22 protein-coding genes are annotated in these 22,719 nt (G+C 60.3%); 8 read left to right on the top strand and 14 right to left on the bottom strand.

Annotated features, from left to right (window positions below):
- Positions 1-68 precede the first annotated feature (68 nt).
- The 5 genes from KZX66_RS00965 to KZX66_RS00945 all read left to right on the top strand — a co-directional run bounded on the left by KZX66_RS00965 (position 69) and on the right by KZX66_RS00945 (position 3,567).
- Positions 69-1,562, top strand: coding sequence for an RNA polymerase factor sigma-54 (locus KZX66_RS00965; protein WP_248075287.1), 1,494 nt, complete (start codon positions 69-71; stop codon positions 1,560-1,562).
- A gap of 75 nt (positions 1,563-1,637) precedes the next feature.
- Entirely contained in the window at positions 1,638-1,943 is a 306-nt protein-coding gene (raiA, locus tag KZX66_RS00960) for a ribosome-associated translation inhibitor RaiA (protein ID WP_027604812.1), read from the top strand.
- A 10-nt stretch (positions 1,944-1,953) separates the two neighbouring features.
- Positions 1,954-2,418, top strand: a complete 465-nt coding sequence (gene ptsN / locus KZX66_RS00955; protein WP_248075285.1) for a PTS IIA-like nitrogen regulatory protein PtsN — start codon at positions 1,954-1,956, stop codon at positions 2,416-2,418.
- A 2-nt stretch (positions 2,419-2,420) separates the two neighbouring features.
- A complete protein-coding gene (gene rapZ / locus KZX66_RS00950) occupies positions 2,421-3,278 on the top strand; it encodes an RNase adapter RapZ (RefSeq protein ID WP_248075282.1) in 858 nt (285 codons plus the stop codon).
- A 16-nt stretch (positions 3,279-3,294) separates the two neighbouring features.
- Positions 3,295-3,567, top strand: a complete 273-nt coding sequence (locus tag KZX66_RS00945) for an HPr family phosphocarrier protein (RefSeq protein ID WP_248075280.1) — start codon at positions 3,295-3,297, stop codon at positions 3,565-3,567.
- 37 nt (positions 3,568-3,604) lie between these two features.
- Here the strand turns inward: KZX66_RS00945 and KZX66_RS00940 are convergent, their stop codons facing one another.
- From KZX66_RS00940 to pmbA, 6 genes are all read right to left on the bottom strand, one after another.
- Positions 3,605-4,498: a ZIP family metal transporter gene (locus tag KZX66_RS00940; RefSeq protein WP_248075278.1), complete on the bottom strand. Its 894-nt coding sequence runs from the start codon at positions 4,496-4,498 to the stop codon at positions 3,605-3,607.
- Positions 4,499-4,531: 33 nt separating this feature from the next.
- Positions 4,532-5,143 (bottom strand): superoxide dismutase, encoded by a 612-nt coding sequence (locus KZX66_RS00935; RefSeq protein ID WP_248075276.1) that lies wholly within the window; start codon positions 5,141-5,143, stop codon positions 4,532-4,534.
- A gap of 1 nt (position 5,144) precedes the next feature.
- Positions 5,145-5,573, bottom strand: a complete 429-nt coding sequence (locus KZX66_RS00930; RefSeq protein WP_248075274.1) for a hypothetical protein — start codon at positions 5,571-5,573, stop codon at positions 5,145-5,147.
- Positions 5,574-5,598: 25 nt separating this feature from the next.
- On the bottom strand, positions 5,599-6,975 hold the full coding sequence (locus KZX66_RS00925) for a class II fumarate hydratase (protein WP_248075272.1): 1,377 nt from the start codon (positions 6,973-6,975) through the stop codon (positions 5,599-5,601).
- Positions 6,968-7,363, bottom strand: coding sequence for a FagA protein (locus KZX66_RS00920; RefSeq protein WP_248075270.1), 396 nt, complete (start codon positions 7,361-7,363; stop codon positions 6,968-6,970). The genes KZX66_RS00925 and KZX66_RS00920 overlap by 8 nt, the downstream gene beginning before the upstream one ends.
- A 148-nt stretch (positions 7,364-7,511) precedes the next feature.
- Entirely contained in the window at positions 7,512-8,858 is a 1,347-nt protein-coding gene (gene pmbA / locus KZX66_RS00915; RefSeq protein WP_248075268.1) for a metalloprotease PmbA, read from the bottom strand.
- Between the two features lie 108 nt (positions 8,859-8,966).
- On the opposite strand from pmbA, the gene yjgA reads away from it, so the two are divergent.
- Positions 8,967-9,488 carry a ribosome biogenesis factor YjgA gene (gene yjgA, locus KZX66_RS00910; protein ID WP_248075266.1) on the top strand — a complete coding sequence of 174 codons (522 nt, stop codon included), beginning with the start codon at positions 8,967-8,969 and terminating at the stop codon, positions 9,486-9,488.
- Between the two features lie 45 nt (positions 9,489-9,533).
- Here the strand turns inward: yjgA and tldD are convergent, their stop codons facing one another.
- The 8 genes from tldD to mreB all read right to left on the bottom strand — a co-directional run bounded on the left by tldD (position 9,534) and on the right by mreB (position 20,743).
- Complete coding sequence (gene tldD / locus KZX66_RS00905; protein ID WP_010170608.1) at positions 9,534-10,976, bottom strand: metalloprotease TldD; 1,443 nt, start codon at positions 10,974-10,976, stop codon at positions 9,534-9,536.
- Between the two features lie 16 nt (positions 10,977-10,992).
- Positions 10,993-11,841, bottom strand: coding sequence for a carbon-nitrogen hydrolase family protein (locus KZX66_RS00900; protein WP_248075264.1), 849 nt, complete (start codon positions 11,839-11,841; stop codon positions 10,993-10,995).
- Between the two features lie 48 nt (positions 11,842-11,889).
- Positions 11,890-15,705 carry a YhdP family protein gene (locus KZX66_RS00895; RefSeq protein ID WP_248075262.1) on the bottom strand — a complete coding sequence of 1,272 codons (3,816 nt, stop codon included), beginning with the start codon at positions 15,703-15,705 and terminating at the stop codon, positions 11,890-11,892.
- Positions 15,706-15,781: 76 nt separating this feature from the next.
- Positions 15,782-17,239: a ribonuclease G gene (rng, locus tag KZX66_RS00890; RefSeq protein ID WP_248075252.1), complete on the bottom strand. Its 1,458-nt coding sequence runs from the start codon at positions 17,237-17,239 to the stop codon at positions 15,782-15,784.
- A 70-nt stretch (positions 17,240-17,309) separates the two neighbouring features.
- Complete coding sequence (locus KZX66_RS00885; protein ID WP_248075250.1) at positions 17,310-17,906, bottom strand: Maf family protein; 597 nt, start codon at positions 17,904-17,906, stop codon at positions 17,310-17,312.
- Between the two features lie 51 nt (positions 17,907-17,957).
- Complete coding sequence (gene mreD, locus KZX66_RS00880) at positions 17,958-18,446, bottom strand: rod shape-determining protein MreD (protein WP_248075248.1); 489 nt, start codon at positions 18,444-18,446, stop codon at positions 17,958-17,960.
- The gene (gene mreC / locus KZX66_RS00875; protein WP_348983785.1) at positions 18,446-19,567 is read right to left on the bottom strand and encodes a rod shape-determining protein MreC; all 1,122 of its coding nucleotides are present in this window, start codon (positions 19,565-19,567) and stop codon (positions 18,446-18,448) included. The genes mreD and mreC overlap by 1 nt, the downstream gene beginning before the upstream one ends.
- Before the next feature lie 138 nt (positions 19,568-19,705).
- Positions 19,706-20,743, bottom strand: coding sequence for a rod shape-determining protein MreB (mreB, locus tag KZX66_RS00870; protein WP_002555108.1), 1,038 nt, complete (start codon positions 20,741-20,743; stop codon positions 19,706-19,708).
- Positions 20,744-20,953: 210 nt separating this feature from the next.
- On the opposite strand from mreB, the gene gatC reads away from it, so the two are divergent.
- Together gatC and gatA are read left to right on the top strand one after the other, a co-directional pair.
- Positions 20,954-21,241: an Asp-tRNA(Asn)/Glu-tRNA(Gln) amidotransferase subunit GatC gene (gatC, locus tag KZX66_RS00865; protein ID WP_003171764.1), complete on the top strand. Its 288-nt coding sequence runs from the start codon at positions 20,954-20,956 to the stop codon at positions 21,239-21,241.
- Between the two features lie 16 nt (positions 21,242-21,257).
- Positions 21,258-22,709: an Asp-tRNA(Asn)/Glu-tRNA(Gln) amidotransferase subunit GatA gene (gatA, locus tag KZX66_RS00860; protein ID WP_248075244.1), complete on the top strand. Its 1,452-nt coding sequence runs from the start codon at positions 21,258-21,260 to the stop codon at positions 22,707-22,709.
- The last annotated feature ends 10 nt before the right edge of the window (positions 22,710-22,719 follow it).

Here is a 22,719-nt window from a genome sequence, read left to right as displayed (position 1 = left end):
GTTTGGCGCTCACGCGCCCTGTCGTGGATGGCGCATTGCGCCGGCGAATAAGGTGTTAAGCCCCTGCCATGAAACCATCGCTAGTCCTGAGAATGGGCCAGCAGCTGACGATGACACCGCAGCTGCAACAGGCCATCCGCCTGCTCCAATTGTCGACGCTGGACCTGCAACAGGAAATCCAGGAGGCCCTGGAGTCCAATCCGATGCTCGAACGCCAGGAAGAAGGCGACGACTTCGATAATGCAGACCCGCTGGCCGACAACATCGAGCAAAAACCCAATTCCGACGTTCAGGAACCCTCTTACCAGGAAACGGCCCCGACGGTGGACAACCTCGAGGAAGGCGAATGGAACGAGCGCATTCCCAACGAACTCCCGGTGGACACTGCCTGGGAAGACGTCTACCAGACCAGCGCCAGCAGCCTGCCCAGCAACGACGATGACGAGTGGGACTTCACCACCCGCACCTCCGTCGGCGAGAGCCTGCAGAGCCATCTGTTGTGGCAATTGAATCTGGCACCGATGTCCGACACCGATCGTCTGATCGCTGTCACCCTGATCGATTGCATTAACAACCAGGGCTATCTGGACGAGACACTCGAAGAAATACTAGAGGCCTTCGATCCGGAGCTGGACATCGAGCTGGACGAAATCGAAGCCGTGCTGCACCGCATCCAGCAGTTCGAGCCTGCCGGTATCGGCGCCCGCACCTTGAGCGAATGCCTGCTGCTGCAACTGCGCCAGTTGCCCGCCAAGACGCCTTGGCTGGCCGAAGCCCAACGACTGGTCACTGACTACATCGACCTGCTGGGCAGCCGCGACTACAGCCAGTTGATGCGCCGTATGAAGCTCAAGGAAGACGAACTGCGCCAGGTTATCGAGCTGGTGCAAAGCCTCAACCCACGCCCGGGCTCGCAGATCGAATCCAGCGAAGCCGAATACGTTGTACCCGATGTGATTGTGCGCAAAGACAACGAACGCTGGCTGGTAGAGCTGAACCAGGAGTCGGTGCCACGTCTGCGGGTCAACCCGCAATATGCCGGTTTCGTGCGTCGCGCCGACACCAGTGCCGACAACACCTTCATGCGCAACCAGTTGCAGGAAGCGCGCTGGTTTATCAAGAGCCTGCAAAGCCGCAACGAAACCCTGATGAAAGTCGCCACCCAGATCGTCGAGCACCAGCGCGGCTTCCTGGAATATGGCGACGAGGCAATGAAACCCCTGGTGCTGCATGACATCGCAGAAGCGGTGGGCATGCACGAATCAACGATTTCACGGGTAACGACGCAAAAATTCATGCATACCCCACGGGGTATCTATGAGTTGAAATACTTTTTCTCCAGCCATGTAAGCACCTCCGAAGGCGGCGAATGCTCGTCCACAGCGATCCGCGCGATCATCAAAAAACTGGTTGCCGCGGAAAATCAGAAAAAGCCGTTGAGTGACAGCAAGATCGCTGGTTTACTGGAGGCACAAGGCATTCAGGTCGCCCGTCGAACCGTCGCCAAGTACCGCGAATCCCTTGGGATCGCGCCTTCCAGCGAGCGTAAGCGTTTGATGTGACGGGCGGGCCACAGCGTTCCAGTGGTGGGTATTCCTGCCCACCGCTTTATGCACTGGCAACGAAGGAGAAGCTGTATGCAAGTCAACATCAGTGGACACCATGTAGAAGTCACCCCTCCACTACGCGACTACGTAGAGCAGAAGCTTAGGAAGCTTGAGGGCCATTTCGACAAGATCACCAACGTGCAGGTCATCATGAAGGTCGACAAGCTTCAGCAGAAAATCGAAGCGACACTTCAGATACCCGGCGGCGAAGTGGTAGCCAATGCCGAGCATGAAGACATGTATGCATCAATCGACTTGCTCACAGACAAGCTTGACCGCCAACTCAAAAAGCATAAGGAAAAGAATCTGAGCCTGCTTCAGGGCACAGGTCGTTAACTCCCCCCCCATGATCCGACTTGAAACCATCCTGACCCCCGGCCGTTCCCTCGTGAACGCGCCGGGCGGCAGCAAGAAGAAAGCCCTCGAACAAATTGCCAACCTGATCGCACGCGAAGTGCCGGATCTGGAGATGCAAGATGTCTTCGAGGCCCTGATTGCCCGTGAAAAACTCGGTTCCACCGGTTTTGGCAACGGCATCGCGATTCCTCACTGCCGCCTCAAAGGCTGCGAGTCCCCCGTAAGCGCCCTGCTGCACTTGGACGCCCCTATCGATTTCGACGCCATCGATGGCGCCCCGGTCGACCTGCTGTTCGTTCTGCTGGTCCCGGAAGCTGCCACCGATGCACACCTGGAACTGCTTCGGCAGATCGCCAGCATGCTCGACCGCAAGGAAGTACGCGACAAACTGCGCAGCGCCAACAGCAATGGGGCGCTGTATCAAGTTGTCCTGGATGAACAAAGCGGGCAGTAATCATGCGTTTGATCATCGTCAGCGGCCGCTCCGGCTCGGGTAAAAGCACCGCCCTCAATGTTCTTGAGGACAGCGGTTTCTATTGCATCGACAACCTGCCGGCCGGCCTGCTGCCTGAGCTGGCAGAACGCGCTTTGATCCACACCGAACTCGCACAACCGCTGGTTGCTGTTTCGATTGACGCCCGTAACCTGCCCAGCCATCTTTCGCGCTTCCCGGAACTGCTTGAGGAAGTGCGCGCCAAACACATTCATTGCGACGTGCTGTACCTGGATGCCGACGAGGAGACGTTGCTCAAGCGCTTCTCAGAGACCCGTCGTCGCCACCCCCTCAGCAGCCCGCATCGTTCCCTCGCCGAAGCCATCGAAGACGAAACCAAGCTACTGGGGCCGATCATTGATCTGGCCGACCTCAAGATCAACACCACCAGCCTCAACCTGTATCAGTTACGCGACGCCATCAAGCTGCGGCTGCTGAACCAGCCGGAGCCGGGCACGGCGTTTCTCGTCGAATCTTTTGGCTTCAAGCGCGGCATGCCGGTGGACGCCGACCTGGTGTTCGACGTGCGCTGCCTGCCCAATCCTTATTGGAAGCCCGAGCTACGTGACCAGTCCGGGCTGGATCAGCCCGTGGCCGATTATCTGGCCGCACAGCCGGATGTGGAGGAGATGTTCCAGGACATCTCCAGCTACCTGCTCAAATGGTTGCCGCGCTTTGCCGCGAGTAACCGCGCCTATGTCACCATTGCCATCGGCTGCACCGGTGGTCACCACCGATCGGTATACCTGACCGAGCGCCTGGGCCAGGTGCTGCAACAAACCCTCAAGAACGTCCAGGTTCGCCACCGCGACCTCAGCTGAAAGGAACACCCCCGCGATGCCCGCTCGTGAAATTCAAATCATCAACAAGCTGGGTTTACACGCCCGGGCCTCGGCCAAATTCGTCGGCGTCGCCGGGCAGTTCCCTTGCCAAATCCGCGCTGGGCGCACACCAGAGAGCATGGTCGATGGCAAAAGCATCATGGCGATGATGATGCTGGCGGCCGGCAAAGGCACCACGATTCATTTGAAGACCGAAGGCGAGCAAGAGCAGGAAGCGATGGACGCCCTAGTGGCGCTGATCAATAACTACTTTGATGAGGGTGAGTAAGCTCACCCTTTGAGACAGGCGTGAAGCCGCAACGGCTTCACCCCAATGCGGTATCCATCACCATCATCAAACAAAACCCGATGCACAGGCCCAGACTGGCGAGCTTTTCGTGACCATTGCGCCGCGATTCCGGGATCACCTCATGGGTCACCACCAGCAACATTGCGCCCGCGGCCAATGCCAGACCCAACGGCAACAGCACCTCGGCCAGGGTCACCAACCAGGCACAAAGCACAGCGAATACAGGCTCTACCAAACCGGATGCCGCACCGATCAGGAACGCCTTGACCCGCGACATCCCCGCCCCAGCCAACACCAACGCAATCACCAGACCTTCGGGCACATCCTGCAGGGCAATCCCCATGGCCAGGCTGTCGGCATCCGGCATTGCGCCACCGGCGGAGACGCCCACCGCCATGCCCTCCGGAATGTTGTGGGCAATGATGGCGAACACAAACAACCAGATGCGCGGTGGGATCACCGGTTTATCCGGTGTGCCCACAAGCATTTCCGGGCTGGCGCCGGAGACCTTGCGATCAACCAGGTACAACCCGAAAGCGCCCAGCATGATGCCAAAGCTGATCAGCCCGCCAGCGCCCCAGGACGAGAGCCCCAGGCTCTCAGCCGCAGCAATACCCGGCACAACCAGCGAAAAGGCCGTCGCCGCCAGCATCACTCCGGCACCAAACCCCAGCAGCGTGTCGCTCAGGGCGACCGGCATTCGCCGAATCACCAATACCGGAACCGCGCCCAACGCCGTGCCGAGCGCGCAAATTGCGCCGCCCTGCAAGGCGCGCAGGATGCGCGGTTCGAGATCAAGCCAGGCCAGCCCGTGGGCCACCAGCAATGCAATACCTGCCAATAACAGCAGCGAGCCAAACGCATAACGAAACAATCGCACGCTGCTGATCGCCAATGTGTCAGTGCCCATAGTCGACCTTAGATCTTGTTATGAAGGTGAATGTCAGGCCAAGGCGGCCTGATAGCGTGCAGCAACTTCCGGCCAGTTAATGACACTGTAGAAGGCATTGATGTATTCGGGGCGTCGGTTCTGATAGCGCAGGTAGTAGGCGTGTTCCCAGACGTCAAGGCCAAGGATCGGCGTGTTGCCGTTCATCAGCGGGCTGTCCTGGTTACCGCTGCTTTCCACCACCAGCGTCTTCTGTGGCGTAACGCTCAGCCAGGCCCAGCCACTGCCGAAACGAGTCAATGCGGCCTTGGTGAAGGCTTCCTTGAAACTGTCAAAACCACCCAACTGCTCTTCAATAGCCTTGCCGATCGCGCCGTCGGGCTTGCCTCCTCCTTCAGGCGACATCACGGCCCAGAAAAGCGAGTGGTTGGCATGACCACCCCCTTGGTTGATCACCGCCGCACGGAGTTTTTCCGGCAGTTGCTGAACGCTGGACACCAGTTTCTCTATCGGCCAACCGGCGAACTCAGTGCCTTCGATAGCGGCGTTGAGGTTATTGATGTAGGTCTGGTGATGCTTGGTGTAATGAATCTCCATGGTTTGCGCATCGATATGCGGCTCCAGGGCATCGTAGGCGTAGGGCAAGGCAGGCAAGGTGTAAGTCATATCAATGTGCTCCGTAGTGTGGAGTGATCGGTTGCGCCGCAGTACCGCCCAGCAAGCGATGAGTACGCGGGTACTCGCCGTGATCGCTGATGAAATTCAACAGTTCGACGTAGGTCTTGCTGCTTTGGCGCAGCGCTGCTTCACGCAATTGCGGGCTCAGGCGAGCGTCCTGCATGGTCTGCAGCAGACGCTGATGAATGGCACAGAGGTATTCGGCGCTTTCCTCGGGCTGGTTCAGGCGCAGGTGCAGGTCCGCCAGGTTGTGATGGGAAATGACACACGCCGCCACGGCTTCGTCGGCATCCGCCCAGCGTTCGAACAACACCTGAGCCAGCGCCAGTGCCTGCAAATAGGCCTCGCGGGCATCGACCAACTCGCCTTGCATAAAGCAGCGATTGGCCCGTTCGATCGTGCGTTTCCAGTGCTCCATGATGCACCTCCAAAGCAGAGTCGGATTACACGCCGCCGGCCGTGAGCTTTTCCGGATCCAGCAGGGCTTCCAGTTGGCTGCGGGGCAGATCGGTGTATTCAAGGGCCACATCAATGACTGGGCGGCCCTGCTGATAGGCCTTCTTGGCGATTTCAGCGGCCTTTTGGTACCCAATGATCGGGTTGAGTGCGGTGACGAGAATCGGGTTGCGCGACAGCGCTTCCTTAAGCTTGTCCTCGTTGACCTTGAAGCTGGCGATGGCCTTGTCTGCCAACAAGCGGCTGGAATTGGCCAGCAATTCAAGGCTACTGAGCAGGTTTTGGGCGATGATCGGCAGCATCACGTTGAGCTCGAAGTTACCCGACTGCCCGGCGACCGTGATCACCGTGTCATTGCCGATGACTTGGGCGGCGACCATGGCCGTGGCTTCCGGGATCACTGGATTGACCTTGCCTGGCATGATCGACGAGCCGGGCTGCAACCCTTCCAGCTCGATTTCGCCGAGGCCGGCGAGCGGCCCGGAGTTCATCCAACGCAGGTCGTTGGCGATTTTCATCAACGACACGGCGGTCGCTTTCAACTGGCCGGAGACGGCGACGGCGGTGTCCTGGGAACCGATCAGCGCAAACAGGTTTTTGCCCGGTGTGAATTTCACGCCGGTGAGGCTGCTCAATTGCTGGCTGAAACGGGCTGCGAATTCGGGGTGAGCATTGATCCCGGTGCCCACGGCCGTGCCGCCCTGGGCCAAGGCCTGCAGGCTTGGCAGCAAGTCTTGCAAATGCCCAATGTTGGCCTTGAGCTGTTGCGCCCAGCCATTGAGCACTTGGCTCATGCGTACTGGCATGGCGTCCATCAGGTGCGTGCGGCCGGTCTTGATGAACGGATGAACGTCTTCAGCCTTCTGTTCGATCACCCGTACCAGGTGCAACAGAGCCGGCAGTGTTTGCTCATGCAACACCAACGCCGCGCTGACGTGGATGGTGGTCGGGATGATGTCGTTGCTGCTCTGCCCGCAGTTCACATGGTCGTTTGGGTTGACCGCCTCGCCCAGCAAACGGCTGGCCAGTGTGGCAATCACTTCGTTGGCATTCATGTTGGAACTGGTGCCGGAGCCGGTCTGGAAGATATCCACCGGGAAGTGCGGCATGAAATCGCCTTCCAGCAGGCCTTGGGCGGCGTCGACGATGGCCTTGCCCTGCGCCTCGCTGATCTGCTTGAGGTCGACGTTGACCTTGGCGGCGGCGGTCTTGGCCAGGATCAATGCGCGAATGAACTGCGCCGGCATGCGTTGATGGCTGATCGGAAAGTTGTTCACCGCACGCTGGGTTTGGGCGCCATACAGGGCCTCGGCAGGTACTTGCAGTTCGCCCATGCTGTCGCGTTCGATACGGGTGTTACTCATCGGAGGATCCTTGCACCAGGTCAGAAACAGAAAGGGAAGGCAGCAACTCGCACGTCGCCAATTGCCAGGCAAAGGTCTGCCAGCGCTTGAGGCGGCAGGCACAGTGGGAGAGTCGCTCCAGGTCACGCAGCGGGCGCCAGGCTTGGTCCATGCACATGGAACGCCAATGCCAGGGCAACGCGATGTCGCTGGCGGTGTCGATCAACAAGCGGAATGACGTTTCTGCGATCGTCCACGGATGGGTCGCGGTGCAACACGCCAGGTATCGTCCCTCGTTGAGATAATGTTCGATCAGACGAGGCTCATTGGGATCCAGTCCGCAGCGAATCTGACGACTCATCCAGCGCCAGCTTTCCAGATACGGATCCTCATGCAGGACAGAACTCATGATCCACACTCATTCGGTAATGATACTTATTATTAAATGATATTGAGAATCAACGCAACGTCAACGTATCTCCCTTGCCTACCACGCAGACATAAAAAAGGCGCACTATCCAAGGGATAGCGCGCCTTTCTCTAAGCGACAGGCCCTGTCAGCTGCCAGCGACGGTCATTCGCTCGATCAGCACCGAACCTGTGCGAATGTTGCTGCGCAACTCCAAATCATTACCCACCGCCACGATCTGCTTGAACATGTCGCGCATATTGCCCGCGATGGTCACTTCCTGGACGGCGAATTGAATTTCGCCGTTTTCCACCCAGAAGCCCGCCGCGCCACGGGAATAATCACCAGTGACCATATTCAGGCCATGGCCCATCAATTCGGTCACCAGCAGGCCACGCCCCATACGCCGCAACAGTGCCGCCTGGTCTTCATCGCCATGGGTAACGAACAGGTTATGCACGCCGCCTGCGTTAGCCGTGCTTGGCAGGCCCAGTTTGCGGCCGGCGTAGGTGCCCAGCACGTAAGACACCAACTCGCCGTTCTCGACGAACGGCTTGGCATACGTGGCCAGGCCATCACCGTCAAAGGCCGAACTGCCCATCGCACGCATCAAGTGTGGGCGCTCATCAATGGTCAACCACTCAGGAAACAGCTTCTGGCCGATAGCACCTTCGAGGAACGATGACTTGCGATACAGGTTGCCACCGGAAATCGCCCCCAGGAAACTGCCGAACAAACCGCCGGCCAGCTCCGCCGAAAACAGCACCGGCACTTCACAGGTCGGAACCGGGCGCGCGCCCAGACGGCTCGCGGCACGCTGCGCAGCACGCTGGCCGATGCTCACCGGATCGGCCAGCAATTCGCCCTGGCGGCTTACGTCATACCAGTAATCACGCTGCATCTGGCCATCGGACTCGGCGATCATCACGCAGCTCAAGCTGTGGCGGGTGGACGCATATCCGCCAATAAAGCCATGGCTGTTACCGTAAACACGGCACCCCTGATGAGTGCTCAATGTGGTGCCATCAGCGTTCTTGATGCGGGCATCGGCATCGAACGCCGCGGCCTCGCAGGTCAGCGCCAGTTCGATGGCCTGCTCGGGAGTAATATCCCAGGCGTGGAATAAATCGAAGTCCTTCAAGTCCTTGGCCATCAGCGCCTTGTCAGCCAGACCTGAGCTTTCATCCTCGGAGGTGTGCTTGGCAATGGCCAGGGCAGCGGCAACGGTTTCACGAATCGCTTCCGGGCCACTGGCGGAGGTACTGGCCGAGCCTTTGCGCTGGCCCGAGTACAAGGTGATGCCAAACCCCTGGTCGCGGTTGAACTCAACGGTTTCGACTTCCCGCTGACGCACCGACGTCGACAGCCCTTGTTCCAGCGACACCGCGACTTCACAGGCACTGGCCCCCTGGCGCTTGGCCTCGGCAAGGATCTGCTCGACTTGTTCCTGCAGTGCCGGTAACGCTTGAGGACCGACGCTTTGGGCTGCACTCATGGTTTTCTCCACTCAAATTCTGCTTTCGGTTAAGGCCATCGAGCGACCGGGCCGGACAAGCGGCCCCCGACTGGTTATCATGGCGGCGTTTCTTTGCGGACTGCCACCATGGTTGATTCTTACGACGACTCCCTCGATGGGGAGAAAAGCAAAACCCAGGTCAAACGCGAGCTGCATGCTCTGGTCGACTTGGGCGAGCGTCTTACAACGCTCAAAAAAGACTTGATTGCAAAACTGCCATTGACCGACGAAATGCGCCGGGCGCTTGCCGATGCACCCAAGCACACGGCAAACATCGCGCGTAAACGGCACATCATGTTCATCGGCAAGCTGATGCGCGATCAGGACACTGACGCCATTCTGGCCTTGCTCGATCAAACCGATGCCTCCACTCGCCAGTACAACGAACGCTTCCATAACCTGGAGCGTTGGCGTGACCGCCTGATCTCTGGCGATGACGCGGTGCTGGAGAAATTCGTGCTGGACTACCCGGCCGCGGACCGCCAGCAATTGCGCTCCTTGATCCGTCAGGCCCAGCACGAGCAGGCGCATAACAAGGCGCCAGCCACCAGCCGTAAAATCTTCAAGTACATCCGTGAGCTGGACGAGACTCAACGCGGCCTGCGTTGATGCCCTTCCCCGGGTGGCAAACATTGCCACCCGAAGCTCCACCCCTTACGACCCCGTGCCACCCACGGTGATCGCATCGATTTTCAGCGTTGGCTGGCCGACACCGACCGGCACCGACTGCCCATCTTTCCCGCATGTGCCCACGCCGCTGTCCAGCGACAGGTCGTTGCCGACCATCGACACCTTGCTCATGGCTTCCGGCCCGTTCCCAATCAACGTTGCCCCTTTGACCGGCGCGGTAATCTTGCCGTCTTCGATCAGGTACGCCTCACTGGTGGAGAACACGAACTTACCGCTGGTGATATCCACCTGCCCGCCACCGAGGTTGGCGCAGTAGATGCCGCGTTTCACCGAGGCGATGATTTCTGCCGGGTCACTTTCGCCACCGAGCATGTAGGTGTTGGTCATGCGCGGCATCGGCAGGTGCGCATAGGACTCGCGACGACCGTTACCGGTGCGCGCCACACCCATCAGGCGGGCATTGAGCTTGTCCTGCATATAGCCTTTGAGCACACCGTTTTCAATCAGCGTGGTGCATTCGGTGGGTGTGCCTTCGTCATCGACGCTCAGCGAGCCACGGCGACCGGCCAGGGTGCCGTCGTCGACGATGGTGCACAGCTTGGACGCGACCATTTCGCCCATGCGCCCGCTATAGGCAGAACTGCCTTTGCGGTTGAAGTCGCCTTCCAGACCATGCCCGACGGCCTCATGCAGCAACACCCCGGACCAGCCCGACCCCAGTACCACCGGCAAGGTGCCGGCGGGCGCGGGAATGGCCTCCAGGTTCACCAGCGCCTGACGCAACGCCTCGCGGGCATAGCCCATGGCGCGGTCCTCAGTAAGGAAATAACGGTAATCGGTACGCCCGCCGCCGCCATGGCCACCCCGCTCGCGGCGGCCGTTCTGCTCAACGATCACGCTGACGTTGAAGCGCACCAATGGCCGCACATCCGCCGCCAGACCACCGTCGGTGGAGGCCACCAGGATGCGCTCCCACACGCCGGCCATGCTCACAGTGACCTGCTGGATACGCGGGTCGAGGGCGCGGGTCGCCGCATCGACACGCTTGAGCAGCTCGACCTTTTCCGCACGGCTGATCACTTCCAGGGGGTTATCCGGCGCGTACAACTGGGCCACATCCTGCGTGCTGAACGCCTGCACCGTACCGTTCTGGCCGGCACGGGAGATCGAGCGCGCCGCCCGAGCGGCCAGACCCAACGCCTCCAGAGTGATCGCATTGCTGTAGGCAAACCCGGTTTTTTCGCCGGATTGCGCACGCACGCCGACACCCTGGTCGAGGTTGAAGCTGCCTTCCTTGACGATGCCATCTTCAAGGGCCCAGGACTCGGAAATCTGCCCCTGGAAATACAGGTCGGCGGCGTCGATACCCGGCCCGGCGAGATCGCCCAGCACGGTTTGCAAGCTTTCGATGGTCACGCCACCGGGTGCCAGGAGGTGTTCACTGACTGAGGACAACAACTCGCTCATAGGTTTGGCCTTAAATTCATCGTTCCGAAGCAGGTCGCTGTGCGCCCTGCGAGAAAAAGCGCCGATGGTTGACCACCGGCATGCGCGCCCGTATCGACGCCTGTTCACTGCTATCGCGTTCGGCCAATAACACCGCGGCGCCTTGATCCTGTTGTGCCAGTACTCGCCCCCATGGATCGACAATCGCCGCGTGACCATGGGTTTCCCGTGGACCCGGATGCACACCGCCCTGGGCGGCCGCCAGCACATAGCACTGGGTTTCGATGGCCCGCGCGCGTATCAGCACATCCCAGTGCGCGGCGCCGGTGACTGCGGTAAAGGCCGAGGGCGCGGTAATCAATTCAGCCCCCGCCGCACGCAGCTCGCTGTATAACTCGGGGAAGCGCAGGTCGTAACAGACCGTCAGACCCAAGCGGCCGACCGGTGTATCCGCCACGACCACATTGCTCCCGAAAGCATAGTCATCGGATTCACGATAGCGACCCCGCGCATCCGCCACATCCACGTCGAACAAATGCAGCTTGTCGTAACGGGCAACGATTTCGCCGCGATCATCGACCAGCAGCGAGCAGGCATTGGACTTGGCGTGCGGTTGACCCTCCGGCGGCAGCGGCAATGTGCCGGCGACTATCCATAAGGTGAGGTCGCGGGCGGTCTGTTTCAACCATGGCAGGATCGGGCCTTCGCCCAGCGCCTCGGCACGGCCGATGTCCGCCACGTCGCGGCGGCCCATAGCGGCGAAATTTTCCGGCAACACCGCGAGCTTCGCGCCGCCCGCCGCCGCTTGCTCCAGCAGGCGCCGAGCCTCGGCAAGGTTGGCCAGCACATCGCTCTGGCTGACCATCTGGATTACCGCAAAGGACATGGGCCGACACTCCGAAATGGGCATGCGGCCATGCTACTCCACACGCTGTCAGTTTGGTTTTTCAAATGGCTTGTCGAAGGTGATCTTCGGGTCCTTCCACGGCCCTTCCACCTTGTATTGCACGCTGGCAAAACGCGATACGCGGTCGCCGATCAGCTTGTCGATCAGGAACAGCGCTCCACCAATGGCCGGAGCCCCCACGATCAGCGCGGCGATAGGCAGGTTATTGGTCACCGGCAACGTCACCAACAGCTTGGCATCAACACGATCAGCCACAAGGTCCAGGGTGCCATTGAGTTCCAGATTGCTCGACGGCCCGGTCAGGGTGATCGGCTCGCGGGTCACGAAAACGCCATTGCTGGCAGCAAGCAGACCTTTGACCCGGTCATAGCTCAAGCCTTTGCCAAGCAGGTCCGAAAAATCCAGGCGCAACCTGCGTCCGATGGAGTTGAAGTTGAGCAGGCCGAATACCCGTAACGCCTGGGCGCCACCTTCGACCTCAACGAACTGACCTTTGCGAAAGGCTGCATCCAGGCTGCCGGAGAAGCGCTTTGGCCCGACCCACGCCGGTGAACCCGGCCAACGTCCATCCACATCCAGGTGGAAGTCTTCGCTGGTCACGGTGGGCGCATAGCCCCAGCCCTTGAGCACATCGCCGATGTTCTTGCCGTCCAGCCGCCCCTTGTACCAACTGCTGCTGTCGCCCGGCGAGCCTTCCCAGCCACCGGCGCCTTTGAGCTGCATGCCTTTGAGGCCCAAGTCCAGGTCACTGAACGCCAAGCCCTTGGTGGTCGGTCGAATTCTCAGTGACCAGGCGCCCACCAGGTCAGGTCCCTGGAACAACTGATCAATCGCGATATCCAGCGCTGGAATATCCTTGGGATCGATGCTGGCCAGCGGGTCCGGCGCGTTTTCATCCGCCTGTACGGTCGGGTCCACGGCCGGCAATTTTACGTATTGCAGGTTGATGCCGATCGGCGTGCCCTTGGCATCCGGCACATTCACACGCCCCTTGGCCTGCTGACTGTCGAGCTGCATGCTCCACGCGGCGGGTTTGCGGTCCAGCTGCAAACTCACCTGATCGAACTGGGTACCCAAGCCAGTGAGTCTGCCTATCTTGAAGTCGGCGCTGCTCAACAGCTGCTTGGCGCTGCCGCCCGGATCATTGCCGGCATACTGGTTGACCAGCTTGCGCCACGGGTCGATATCCAGTTCCGACAACACGCCTCGGATACGCAGGCCCTTGGCAGCCGGCAGCACGGCGTCGCCCTCGCCAAGGAACAGCTCACCACGACCTTCGCTGAATTTGTCCGGTGGCGCGGCAAAGGTGAAGTTCGCCAGCTCACCGTAACCGAACCAATAACGACGCTCAGCACCCTGCAAGGTCATGCGGAATACGCTGTCACGGCCCTGGCTGGCCGGCATGCCGAACGGCGCCGGCAAATCCAGCGCCACACCTTTGAGGTTGGAGCTGACCATCAGTTGACTATCCGCACCGGCCAGGTTCAGTTGCAACTGGTACGGAATATCGCCCGACACCGGCAACGGCTGGGTGATGTTCAACCAGTCGGTCAACCGTTTGACCGTGACCTGCCCTTTGGCGGCGACCCGGGTACTGATATTGCCTGGCTTGCCGTCGGCGAAGATCTGCGCGGTGATCGGCCGGTCGAACGCCTGGGCCGTGATTTTCTCGCCACTCAACCCCTTGGTGCTGTCGAAGCGGAAGTCGCCCTTGAGCTGCGTCAGTTCCAGCGTCGGCTCCGCCAATTGCAGGCGTGCCTTGTCCGTCTGGAAGTCCACCACGATCTTGGGCTCGATGCCCTTGGCCAACGGAACATCCAGGTCCAGCTTGCCTTGCAGGTCGCCCTCGCCTTTCCAGCCGGCAAAGGTCGAGGCCGTACCGATCGGCGCGTCCTGAAGGATCTTCAGGCCATCGCCCAGCCCACCAGCAAAGCCCCCGGTGAGCAGCAGATGGCTGTCCTTGCCCGCCGGGGCGTGGGGAATATTGACGTAGATGTCCTGGACCTTGGTGTCGAGCAATTGGCCCTTGCTGGCCAGGATGCGTACACCGCTCTCCTCGACAAACACTTCGCCATTGACCTTGCTCACATGGGGCCAGCCCGGCTGAAAGGCCAGTTCGGCATCATGCACCTTGAAGAACAGACTGATATTGCGCGAAGCCGGCACCGCATCGTGATTCAGCGAGCCCTGGTACTGGAAGAAACCTTGATCCACCGCGCCTTTGAGAATCGCGGTGCGCAACCACTCATCCAACGCCGGACTCAGCACGGCGGGCAGGTATTTGGGGGTAAAGCGTCCATCACCTTCGATCATGCCGACCCGCAGGTCCATGTAGTCTTCCCTGGCGTCGTCGAAACTCAGGCGAATGAGGAAGTCGGCGGCAATCTTGCCCTCTTCCCCCAGCACCTTGATATACGGCGCGATCAAGGTGAAGCCCTGCTTGTCCAGCTTCCACGTCAGGCGCGCATTGGCCTGAAGGTATTGCCAGGGCTTGGCGAAAATCGGGTCCAGGTGCAAGGAGAAATCCTTGCTGTCCATGCGCAGTTCGCCATGGCCAAGGTCGCCGCTGATACTGCCGGAGACATTACGTGCTGCCGGGGCGCCGAAGTAGGCATCAAAGCCTACGCGCTCCAGATTGGCGGCAAAGCTGACTTTGTTATCGGTGGTGTCCTGCGGGCGGAAATCCACCAGCACATTTCGCAGCAGACCAGTGGCTTTGAGGTGTTCGACGGTTTTGGCAAAACCTTCCGGCAGCGGCGCCAGGGCGTTGAGCAGTGGCGTGATGGGCGTCAAGTCGAGACGATCGGCCTGCAGCTTCCAGACCTCCTGGTCTTTGTCGGTTGCCAGGCTTTGCTGCAATTGCAGGCGTGATTCCCAACGGGTGTCACCCAGGGTCATCGCCAGCGAATCGAACAGTACCTTCAGCCCACTTTCGCTGCGTTGCAGATATGCGGTGAGGGCCAGGTTTTCAATGTGCACCGGCTTACGCTCGGCGTAACTGCCCTGGACCTGCGGCGAATTCAAACGCACCACGGCGCTTTGCACGGCGCCGCGACCCCAATTCATCCAGAACTCACCACCCGCCTTGAACTGCGTGAGCTTCCATTGCTGGGTCAGTCTGGCAGGAATCCACTTGGCCCAGTCACTTTGCGGCACGCTGAGGTAAGCCTGGACTTCAGCGTCTTTCCACTGGCTGGCACGAATGCGGCTGCGCAGGCTCACAGCGAGGGGCTGGCCGTCGGGCAGGGTCAGGCGTACGTCGAGACGCTGGCGGGTCATGCCGGTATGCAGGCTCAGGCCCACATAGGTGAGGGTCAGCGGAGCCTGATCAAGCGGCTGCAAGGTGACCTGGCTGTCGAGCAGCGACACGCGCTTGACCATTTGCATGCGCGTGAGCAGTTGCTCGGGGTCCAATGGCTGATCGTCCTGAATCGGCAGCCCTTGCAGTGCCCAATGGCCGTCTTTGTCTTCCTTGGCGCTCAGTTGCAGGCCACTGACTTGCAGGTGAGCCAGGCGCACTTCACGCGCCATCAGGCTGGCCCAGATATCCGGCACCACTTCCACCTGGTCCAGGCGCAAGGCATTGCTGCCCTCACCCACCATCACGTCATGGGCCAGCAGCACCGGTGCGAAGCCGCTCCAGCGTCCCTCCAGGCTGCCGATGTGCATAGGCATGCCCAGCGCCGTCTGGGCCTTGGTTTCGACTTGCGCACGGTATTCGGCCACCAGCGGCGTCAATTCGCGTCCCAGGCTTACGTAGACCGCCGCCAATACCAGCAGCAAGGCGCACAGGCCCAGGCCCCAACGGGTCAAAGCGGCAAAAAAGCGTATCAGACGCTCCATGTCAGGCGACCCTCAAGGCAGTAAGCGGACGGCAGCTCAAGGGCTGTCGATATCAAAAATGACACGCGATTGGGGATCAGAGCAGCACCACGTCGTATTGTTCCTGGGAGTACATGGTTTCTACCTGGAAGCGAATGGTGCGCCCGATAAACCCCTCCAACTCGGCAACGTTACCGGACTCTTCATCAAGCAGGCGATCGACCACTTTTTGGTTGGCAAGCACTCTATAACCTTCGGCCTGGTAAGCCCGCGCCTCTCGTAAGATTTCCCGGAAAATCTCGTAGCAAACCGTTTCCGGTGTCTTCAACTTACCGCGGCCCTGGCAACTGCTGCAGGGCTCGCACAGTACTTGCTCCAGGCTTTCGCGGGTACGTTTTCGGGTCATCTGCACCAGCCCCAACTCGGTGATGCCGATGATATTGGTCTTGGCGTGATCGCGTTCCAGCTGCTTCTCGAGGGTGCGCAGGACCTGGCGCTGGTGTTCCTCATCTTCCATGTCGATGAAGTCGATAATGATGATGCCGCCCAGGTTGCGCAGGCGCAGCTGGCGGGCAATCGCAGTGGCCGCTTCAAGGTTGGTCTTGAAGATGGTTTCTTCAAGGTTGCGGTGCCCTACGAACGCGCCGGTGTTGACGTCAATGGTGGTCATCGCCTCGGCCGGGTCCACCACCAGATAGCCACCGGACTTGAGCGGTACCTTGCGGTCCAGGGCCTTCTGGATTTCGTCTTCGACGCCATACAGGTCAAAGATCGGGCGCTCGCCGGGGTAGTGCTCCAGGCGGTCGGCAATTTCCGGCATCAGCTCGGCAACAAATTGCGTGGTGCGCTGGAAGGTTTCCCGCGAATCGATGCGGATTTTCTCAATCTTGGGGCTGACCAGATCGCGCAGCGTACGCAGGGCCAGACCCAAGTCTTCATAGATGACACTCGGCGCGCCGATCGTCTGGATCTGCGCGCCGATCTGGTCCCACAGACGGCGCAGGTAGCGGATGTCCATCAGAATCTCATCGGCACCGGCGCCTTCAGCGGCGGTGCGCAGGATAAAACCGCCCGCTTCCTTGATACCCTCGGCGGCCACACAGTCGCTGACCACCTTCTTCAGGCGCTCGCGCTCGGCCTCGTCTTCAATTTTCAGGGAGATGCCGACGTGGGCAGTCCGCGGCATGTACACCAGGTAACGCGACGGAATCGACAGTTGCGTGGTCAGGCGTGCGCCTTTGGAACCAATGGGGTCCTTGGTGACCTGCACCACCAGGCTCTGCCCCTCATGCACCAACGCACTGATGCTCTCTACCGCCGGGCCTTCACGCAGGGAAATTTCCGAAGCATGGATAAACGCGGCGCGATCCAGGCCGATGTCGACGAACGCCGCCTGCATGCCTGGCAATACACGCACCACTTTGCCTTTATAGATGTTGCCGACGATCCCGCGTTTCTGGGTACGCTCGACGTGCACTTCTTGCAGAACACCGTTCTCTACCACCGCCACGCGCGATTCCATCGGCGTGATATTGATCAGAATCTCTTCACTCATGGCTGGGTCTCGTTCAGGCGTTTTCACAATAGTGACCGATCGCTTAAGGCTGGGCGCTGGCGTCACGCGTTCAGCGCGCGGTAAGGTTTTGCCAACAGGGTATGCCGAATTGGGAGAGCAGTTGCGCGGTTTCGCACACCGGCAGGCCTACCACGGCGGAATAGCTGCCATTGAGCCCGGCCACAAACACCGATCCAAGCCCTTGAATAGCATAGCCGCCCGCCTTGTCCTGGGGTTCGCCACTGTGCCAGTAGGCTGTAGCCTCCTCGACAGAAATCCCGCGAAAAAGTACACGACTGCTTACACATCTCGTTTCGCAGCGCAGCCCATCGGTGACGGCAATCGCAGTGAGCACCTCATGTTCGCGCCCCGCCAGTGCCATCAACATAGCCAGGGCGTCGTCCTGGTCCACTGGTTTACCGAGAATCTGGCCGTCGATAATCACGGCAGTGTCGGCACCCAGCACACAGACGCCGCAAGCCTGGTCAAGCGCGGCGAAACCCGCCGTCGCCTTGCCGTATGCAAGACGCTCGACGTAGGCAACAGCCGATTCATTCGCAAGGGGTGTTTCATCGATAGTGGCGCTGACCACGGTGAAAGACACACCGATCTGGGTCAGCAGTTCACGCCGCCTCGGAGAGCCCGAGGCCAGATAAAGCGAAGTCATTGCAGCCTCTCCCTGTTGGGTTCGATAACCAGGCAGAGCCTCGCAATCCATTCAATTGATTTTGTAGCGACGACGCAGCCCGCGCAGGCCGAAACTGATCCACGGCCACAGCAGCGCACTGACCAGCGCCGGCAACACCAGCGCCAGGGTTGGCTGGCGGTTGCCGGTCAAGGCACTGAGCCACAGCTGTACCAATTGCGCCAGGCCGAAGATGACCAAAATCACCAGGCATTGCTGCCACATCGGGAACATGCGCAAGCGTTGCTGCAACGACAGCACCAGGAAGGTGATCAGGGTCAGGATCAACGCGTTCTGGCCTAGCAAGGTGCCATACAGCACATCTTCCGCCAAGCCCAGGAACATCGCCGTGACCATGCCGACTTTATGCGGCAGGTTCAGCGACCAGAACGCCAGCAACAGGGCCAGCCACAATGGGCGCAGGATTTCCATGAATTGCGGCAGCGGCGAAACGCTGAGCAGCAAGCCGATAGCGAACGTCAGCCAGATGATCCAACCGTTGCGCGGATGAGTACCGGCCATTATTCCTCCCTCTGCCGTGTTGCCGCCGGCGCTGCCGCCGCAGGTTTGACGACAGGCGCCGTGGCAGCAGGCGTGGTGGTCGGCGGCTTAGTGGCCGCTGGCTTTACCGGATGAGTGTTGTGGGCAGCCGGCTTGACCGGCGTGGCGACAGCCGCCGCCGGTGCAGGCGTGGTCGCCGGGACCGCCGGGGTCGTTGGCATTGGCTTGGGCACGGTCGCCGGAATGATAGGCGCTGTGCCGTTCTTTCTGTCTTCTGCTTCCTGAGCCTTAGCGGCGTCGTTGGCGCGTTCTTCCGGGGTGCGGCTGTCGCTGAACACCAGCAGCAGGTAGCGGCTGCGGTTCAGGGCCGCAGTAGGCACGGCGCGCACAATGGCGAAGGGCTGGCCGGAATCGTGGATCACTTCCTTGACCGTCGCCACCGGGTAACCTGCCGGGAAGCGCTGCCCCAGGCCGGAGCTGACCAGCAGATCGCCCTCCTTGATGTCTGCAGTGTCGGCGACGTGACGCAGTTCCAGGCGCTCGGGGTTGCCGGTACCGCTGGCAATCGCGCGCAGGCCGTTACGGTTGACCTGTACTGGAATGCTGTGGGTCGTGTCCGTCAGCAGCAGTACCCGCGAGGTGTAGGGCATCAACTCGACCACCTGCCCCATCAGGCCTCTGGCGTCCAGCACGGGCTGGCCAAGGACCACACCGTCACGCTCACCTTTGTTGATGATGATGCGATGGGTGAACGGGTTGGGATCCATGCCGATCAATTCGGCCACTTCGACCTTTTCATTGACCAGCGCAGAAGAATTGAGCAACTCGCGCAGCCGAACGTTCTGCTCGGTGAGGGCCGCCAGCTTTTGCATGCGCCCCTGCAGCAGCAGGTTTTCGGTCTTGAGTTTTTCGTTTTCGGCGACAAGCTCAGTGCGGCTGCCGAACTGGCTGGCCACGCCCTGGAACAGACGTTGCGGCAGGTCGGTGATCCAGTAAGTCTGCATCAATACCAGCGACATCTGGCTACGCACGGGCTTGAGCAGTGCAAAGCGGGCATCGACCACCATCAGCGCGACCGAAAGCACGACCAGCACCAATAAGCGCACGCCCAATGAGGGGCCTTTGGCGAAAAGCGGTTTAATAAGCCGCTCCTCCCAGGCAAATGTTCTCTTTATTCATACGGCATCTAACCGGCCTGGATGCAGATTGAAGAAGATAAACGCCAACAGGCAGCACTGCAAAGTGCTGCCTGTTGGCGAAACATGGCGCCGCCAACGATCTTATTCGCTGGAGAGCAGGTCCATGGTGTGTTTATCCATCATTTCCAGTGCACGACCACCGCCACGGGCAACGCAGGTCAGCGGGTCTTCGGCCACGATCACCGGCAGGCCGGTTTCCTGGGCCAGCAGCTTGTCGAGGTCGCGCAGCAAGGCGCCACCACCGGTCAGCACCAATCCACGCTCGGCGATATCGGAAGCCAGTTCCGGCGGCGACTGCTCCAGGGCGCTCTTCACAGCCTGAACGATGGTGGCCAGGGACTCTTGCAGAGCTTCCAGCACTTCATTGGAGTTCAGGGTGAACGCACGTGGAACGCCTTCGGCCAGGTTGCGACCGCGAACATCGACTTCGCGAACTTCGCCGCCCGGGTAAGCAGTACCAATTTCCTGCTTGATGCGCTCGGCGGTGGATTCACCGATCAGGCTGCCGTAGTTACGACGCACATAAGTGATGATCGCTTCGTCGAAGCGGTCGCCACCCACGCGCACGGATTCGGCATACACCACACCGTTCAGGGAAATCAGGGCGATTTCAGTGGTACCACCACCGATATCCACCACCATCGAACCGCGCGCTTCTTCAACCGGCAGGCCGGCACCGATCGCAGCAGCCATTGGCTCTTCGATCAGGAACACTTCACGGGCACCGGCACCAAGGGCCGATTCACGGATAGCGCGACGCTCCACCTGGGTGGACTTGCAGGGAACGCAGATCAGCACACGAGGGCTGGGCTGCAGGAAACTGTTTTCGTGAACCTTGTTGATGAAGTACTGCAGCATCTTCTCGCAGACGCTGAAGTCGGCAATCACGCCGTCTTTCATCGGACGAATGGCGGCAATATTGCCTGGTGTACGGCCGAGCATGCGCTTGGCCTCGGTGCCGACGGCAACGACACTTTTCTGATTACCATGGGTCCGAATGGCCACAACCGATGGTTCATTCAGAACGATACCGCGCTCGCGCACGTAAATAAGGGTGTTGGCAGTGCCCAGGTCAATGGAAAGATCGCTGGAAAACATGCCACGCAGTTTCTTGAACATGGGAAAGGGACCCTAGGCAACGCGTGGGTAAAAAAGTGCGGCAAACTCTAACAACGACAGGGATTTTGGGCAAGGCGCCAATGTGCTAAATTGGCCGACTTTCTGTGCACCTAACCCCACAATCGCGGCCGTAAGACCGTAGAAATGCGGTAGTGTTCCGACAATCTAACACACGGACAGCCTCCGTTCTGTTTTCCACTGGAGATTCCCATGGCGCTTGAACGCTCCGACGTGGAAAAAATCGCTCATCTGGCCTCGCTTGGCCTGAATGAAGCCGATCTTCCACAGACCACCGCAGCCCTGAACAGCATTCTCGGGCTGGTTGACCAAATGCAGGCGGTCAATACCGACGGCATCGAGCCTCTGGCTCACCCGTTGGAAGCCAGCCAGCGCCTGCGCGCAGACGTCGTGACCGAACGTAATAATCGCGAGGCCTACCAGTCCATCGCGCCAGCGGTCGAAAACGGCCTGTACCTGGTTCCGAAAGTCATCGACTAAAGGGAAAGAGCCTTTCATGCATCACATGACTCTGGCCGAGATCGCCCGCGGTCTCGCCGACAAAAAGTTTTCTTCCGAAGAGCTGACCAAGACCCTGCTGGCGCGTATCGCCGAGCACGACCCCAAGGTCAACAGCTTCATCAGCCTCACCGAAGAGCTGGCCTTGAGCCAGGCCAAGGCCGCCGACGCACGTCGCGCCAACGGTGAAAACGGCGCCCTGCTGGGCGCACCGATCGCCCACAAAGACCTGTTCTGCACCCAGGGCGTTCGCACCAGCTGCGGCTCGAAGATGCTCGACAACTTCAAGGCGCCCTATGACGCCACCGTGGTGTCCAAGCTGGCTGCTGCCGGGGCCGTGACCCTGGGCAAGACCAACATGGACGAATTCGCCATGGGCTCGGCCAACGAGTCGAGCTATTACGGCGCCGTGAAAAACCCATGGAACCTGGCACACGTGCCCGGCGGTTCGTCCGGCGGTTCGGCCGCGGCGGTTGCCGCGCGCTTCCTGCCCGCCGCCACGGCCACCGACACCGGTGGCTCCATCCGCCAGCCCGCCGCCTTCACCAACCTCACCGGCCTGAAGCCGACCTACGGTCGCGTTTCCCGCTGGGGCATGATCGCCTACGCCTCCAGCCTCGATCAGGGCGGCCCTCTGGCCCGCACCGCTGAAGACTGCGCGATTTTGTTACAAGGCATGGCAGGTTTCGACACACAGGACTCCACCAGCATCGATGAACCGGTGCCGGACTACAGCGCCAGTCTTAACGCCTCGATCAAGGGCCTGCGCATCGGCGTGCCGAAGGAGTACTTCAGCGCAGGCCTCGACCCGCGTATCGCCGAACTGGTGCACAACAGCGTCAAGACGCTGGAAAAACTCGGCGCCGTGATCAAGGAAATCAGCCTGCCGAACAACCAGCACGCGATTCCTGCCTACTACGTGATCGCGCCAGCGGAAGCCTCCTCCAACCTGTCGCGTTTTGACGGCGTGCGTTTCGGTTATCGCTGCGAGAACCCGGAAGACCTCACCGACCTGTACAAACGCTCCCGTGGCGAAGGCTTCGGCGCCGAAGTGCAGCGCCGCATCATGGTCGGCGCCTATGCGCTCTCGGCCGGCTACTACGATGCGTACTACCTCAAGGCGCAGAAAATCCGTCGCCTGATCAAGAACGACTTCATGGCAGCCTTTGAAGACGTCGACGTGATCCTCGGCCCAACCACGCCGAACCCGGCCTGGAAAATCGGCGCCAAGACCGGCGACCCGATCGCCGAGTACCTGGAAGACCTGTACACCATCACCGCCAACCTCGCGGGCCTGCCGGGCTTGTCCATGCCCGCCGGTTTCGTCGATGGCCTGCCGGTCGGCGTGCAACTGCTTGCCCCGTATTTCCAGGAAGGCCGCCTGCTCAATGTGGCGCACCAGTACCAGTTGAACACCGACTGGCACACTCGCACCCCTATCGGCTTCTGAGGAGAACACT

The organism is Pseudomonas sp. EYE_354 (assembly GCF_023148575.1).
Lineage (GTDB): Bacteria > Pseudomonadota > Gammaproteobacteria > Pseudomonadales > Pseudomonadaceae > Aquipseudomonas.
This window is presented reverse-complemented; position numbering and strand designations above follow the sequence as displayed.

What these genes read in the sequence shown, in the direction of transcription:
- KZX66_RS00900 (WP_248075264.1), bottom strand. Translation starts at nt 11,841, where the DNA reads ATGTCCTTTGCGGTAATCCAGATGGTCAGCCAGAGCGATGTGCTGGCC.
- pmbA (WP_248075268.1), bottom strand. Translation starts at nt 8,858, where the DNA reads ATGAGTGCAGCCCAAAGCGTCGGTCCTCAAGCGTTACCGGCACTGCAG.
- KZX66_RS00940 (WP_248075278.1), bottom strand. Translation starts at nt 4,498, where the DNA reads ATGGGCACTGACACATTGGCGATCAGCAGCGTGCGATTGTTTCGTTAT.
- ptsN (WP_248075285.1), top strand. Translation starts at nt 1,954, where the DNA reads ATGATCCGACTTGAAACCATCCTGACCCCCGGCCGTTCCCTCGTGAAC.
- mreD (WP_248075248.1), bottom strand. Translation starts at nt 18,446, where the DNA reads ATGGCCGGTACTCATCCGCGCAACGGTTGGATCATCTGGCTGACGTTC.
- mreB (WP_002555108.1), bottom strand. Translation starts at nt 20,743, where the DNA reads ATGTTCAAGAAACTGCGTGGCATGTTTTCCAGCGATCTTTCCATTGAC.
- KZX66_RS00895 (WP_248075262.1), bottom strand. Translation starts at nt 15,705, where the DNA reads ATGGAGCGTCTGATACGCTTTTTTGCCGCTTTGACCCGTTGGGGCCTG.
- tldD (WP_010170608.1), bottom strand. Translation starts at nt 10,976, where the DNA reads ATGAGCGAGTTGTTGTCCTCAGTCAGTGAACACCTCCTGGCACCCGGT.
- raiA (WP_027604812.1), top strand. Translation starts at nt 1,638, where the DNA reads ATGCAAGTCAACATCAGTGGACACCATGTAGAAGTCACCCCTCCACTA.
- rng (WP_248075252.1), bottom strand. Translation starts at nt 17,239, where the DNA reads ATGAGTGAAGAGATTCTGATCAATATCACGCCGATGGAATCGCGCGTG.
- KZX66_RS00945 (WP_248075280.1), top strand. Translation starts at nt 3,295, where the DNA reads ATGCCCGCTCGTGAAATTCAAATCATCAACAAGCTGGGTTTACACGCC.
- KZX66_RS00925 (WP_248075272.1), bottom strand. Translation starts at nt 6,975, where the DNA reads ATGAGTAACACCCGTATCGAACGCGACAGCATGGGCGAACTGCAAGTA.
- KZX66_RS00965 (WP_248075287.1), top strand. Translation starts at nt 69, where the DNA reads ATGAAACCATCGCTAGTCCTGAGAATGGGCCAGCAGCTGACGATGACA.
- KZX66_RS00920 (WP_248075270.1), bottom strand. Translation starts at nt 7,363, where the DNA reads ATGAGTTCTGTCCTGCATGAGGATCCGTATCTGGAAAGCTGGCGCTGG.
- yjgA (WP_248075266.1), top strand. Translation starts at nt 8,967, where the DNA reads ATGGTTGATTCTTACGACGACTCCCTCGATGGGGAGAAAAGCAAAACC.
- rapZ (WP_248075282.1), top strand. Translation starts at nt 2,421, where the DNA reads ATGCGTTTGATCATCGTCAGCGGCCGCTCCGGCTCGGGTAAAAGCACC.
- gatC (WP_003171764.1), top strand. Translation starts at nt 20,954, where the DNA reads ATGGCGCTTGAACGCTCCGACGTGGAAAAAATCGCTCATCTGGCCTCG.
- KZX66_RS00930 (WP_248075274.1), bottom strand. Translation starts at nt 5,573, where the DNA reads ATGGAGCACTGGAAACGCACGATCGAACGGGCCAATCGCTGCTTTATG.
- KZX66_RS00935 (WP_248075276.1), bottom strand. Translation starts at nt 5,143, where the DNA reads ATGACTTACACCTTGCCTGCCTTGCCCTACGCCTACGATGCCCTGGAG.
- gatA (WP_248075244.1), top strand. Translation starts at nt 21,258, where the DNA reads ATGCATCACATGACTCTGGCCGAGATCGCCCGCGGTCTCGCCGACAAA.
- KZX66_RS00885 (WP_248075250.1), bottom strand. Translation starts at nt 17,906, where the DNA reads ATGACTTCGCTTTATCTGGCCTCGGGCTCTCCGAGGCGGCGTGAACTG.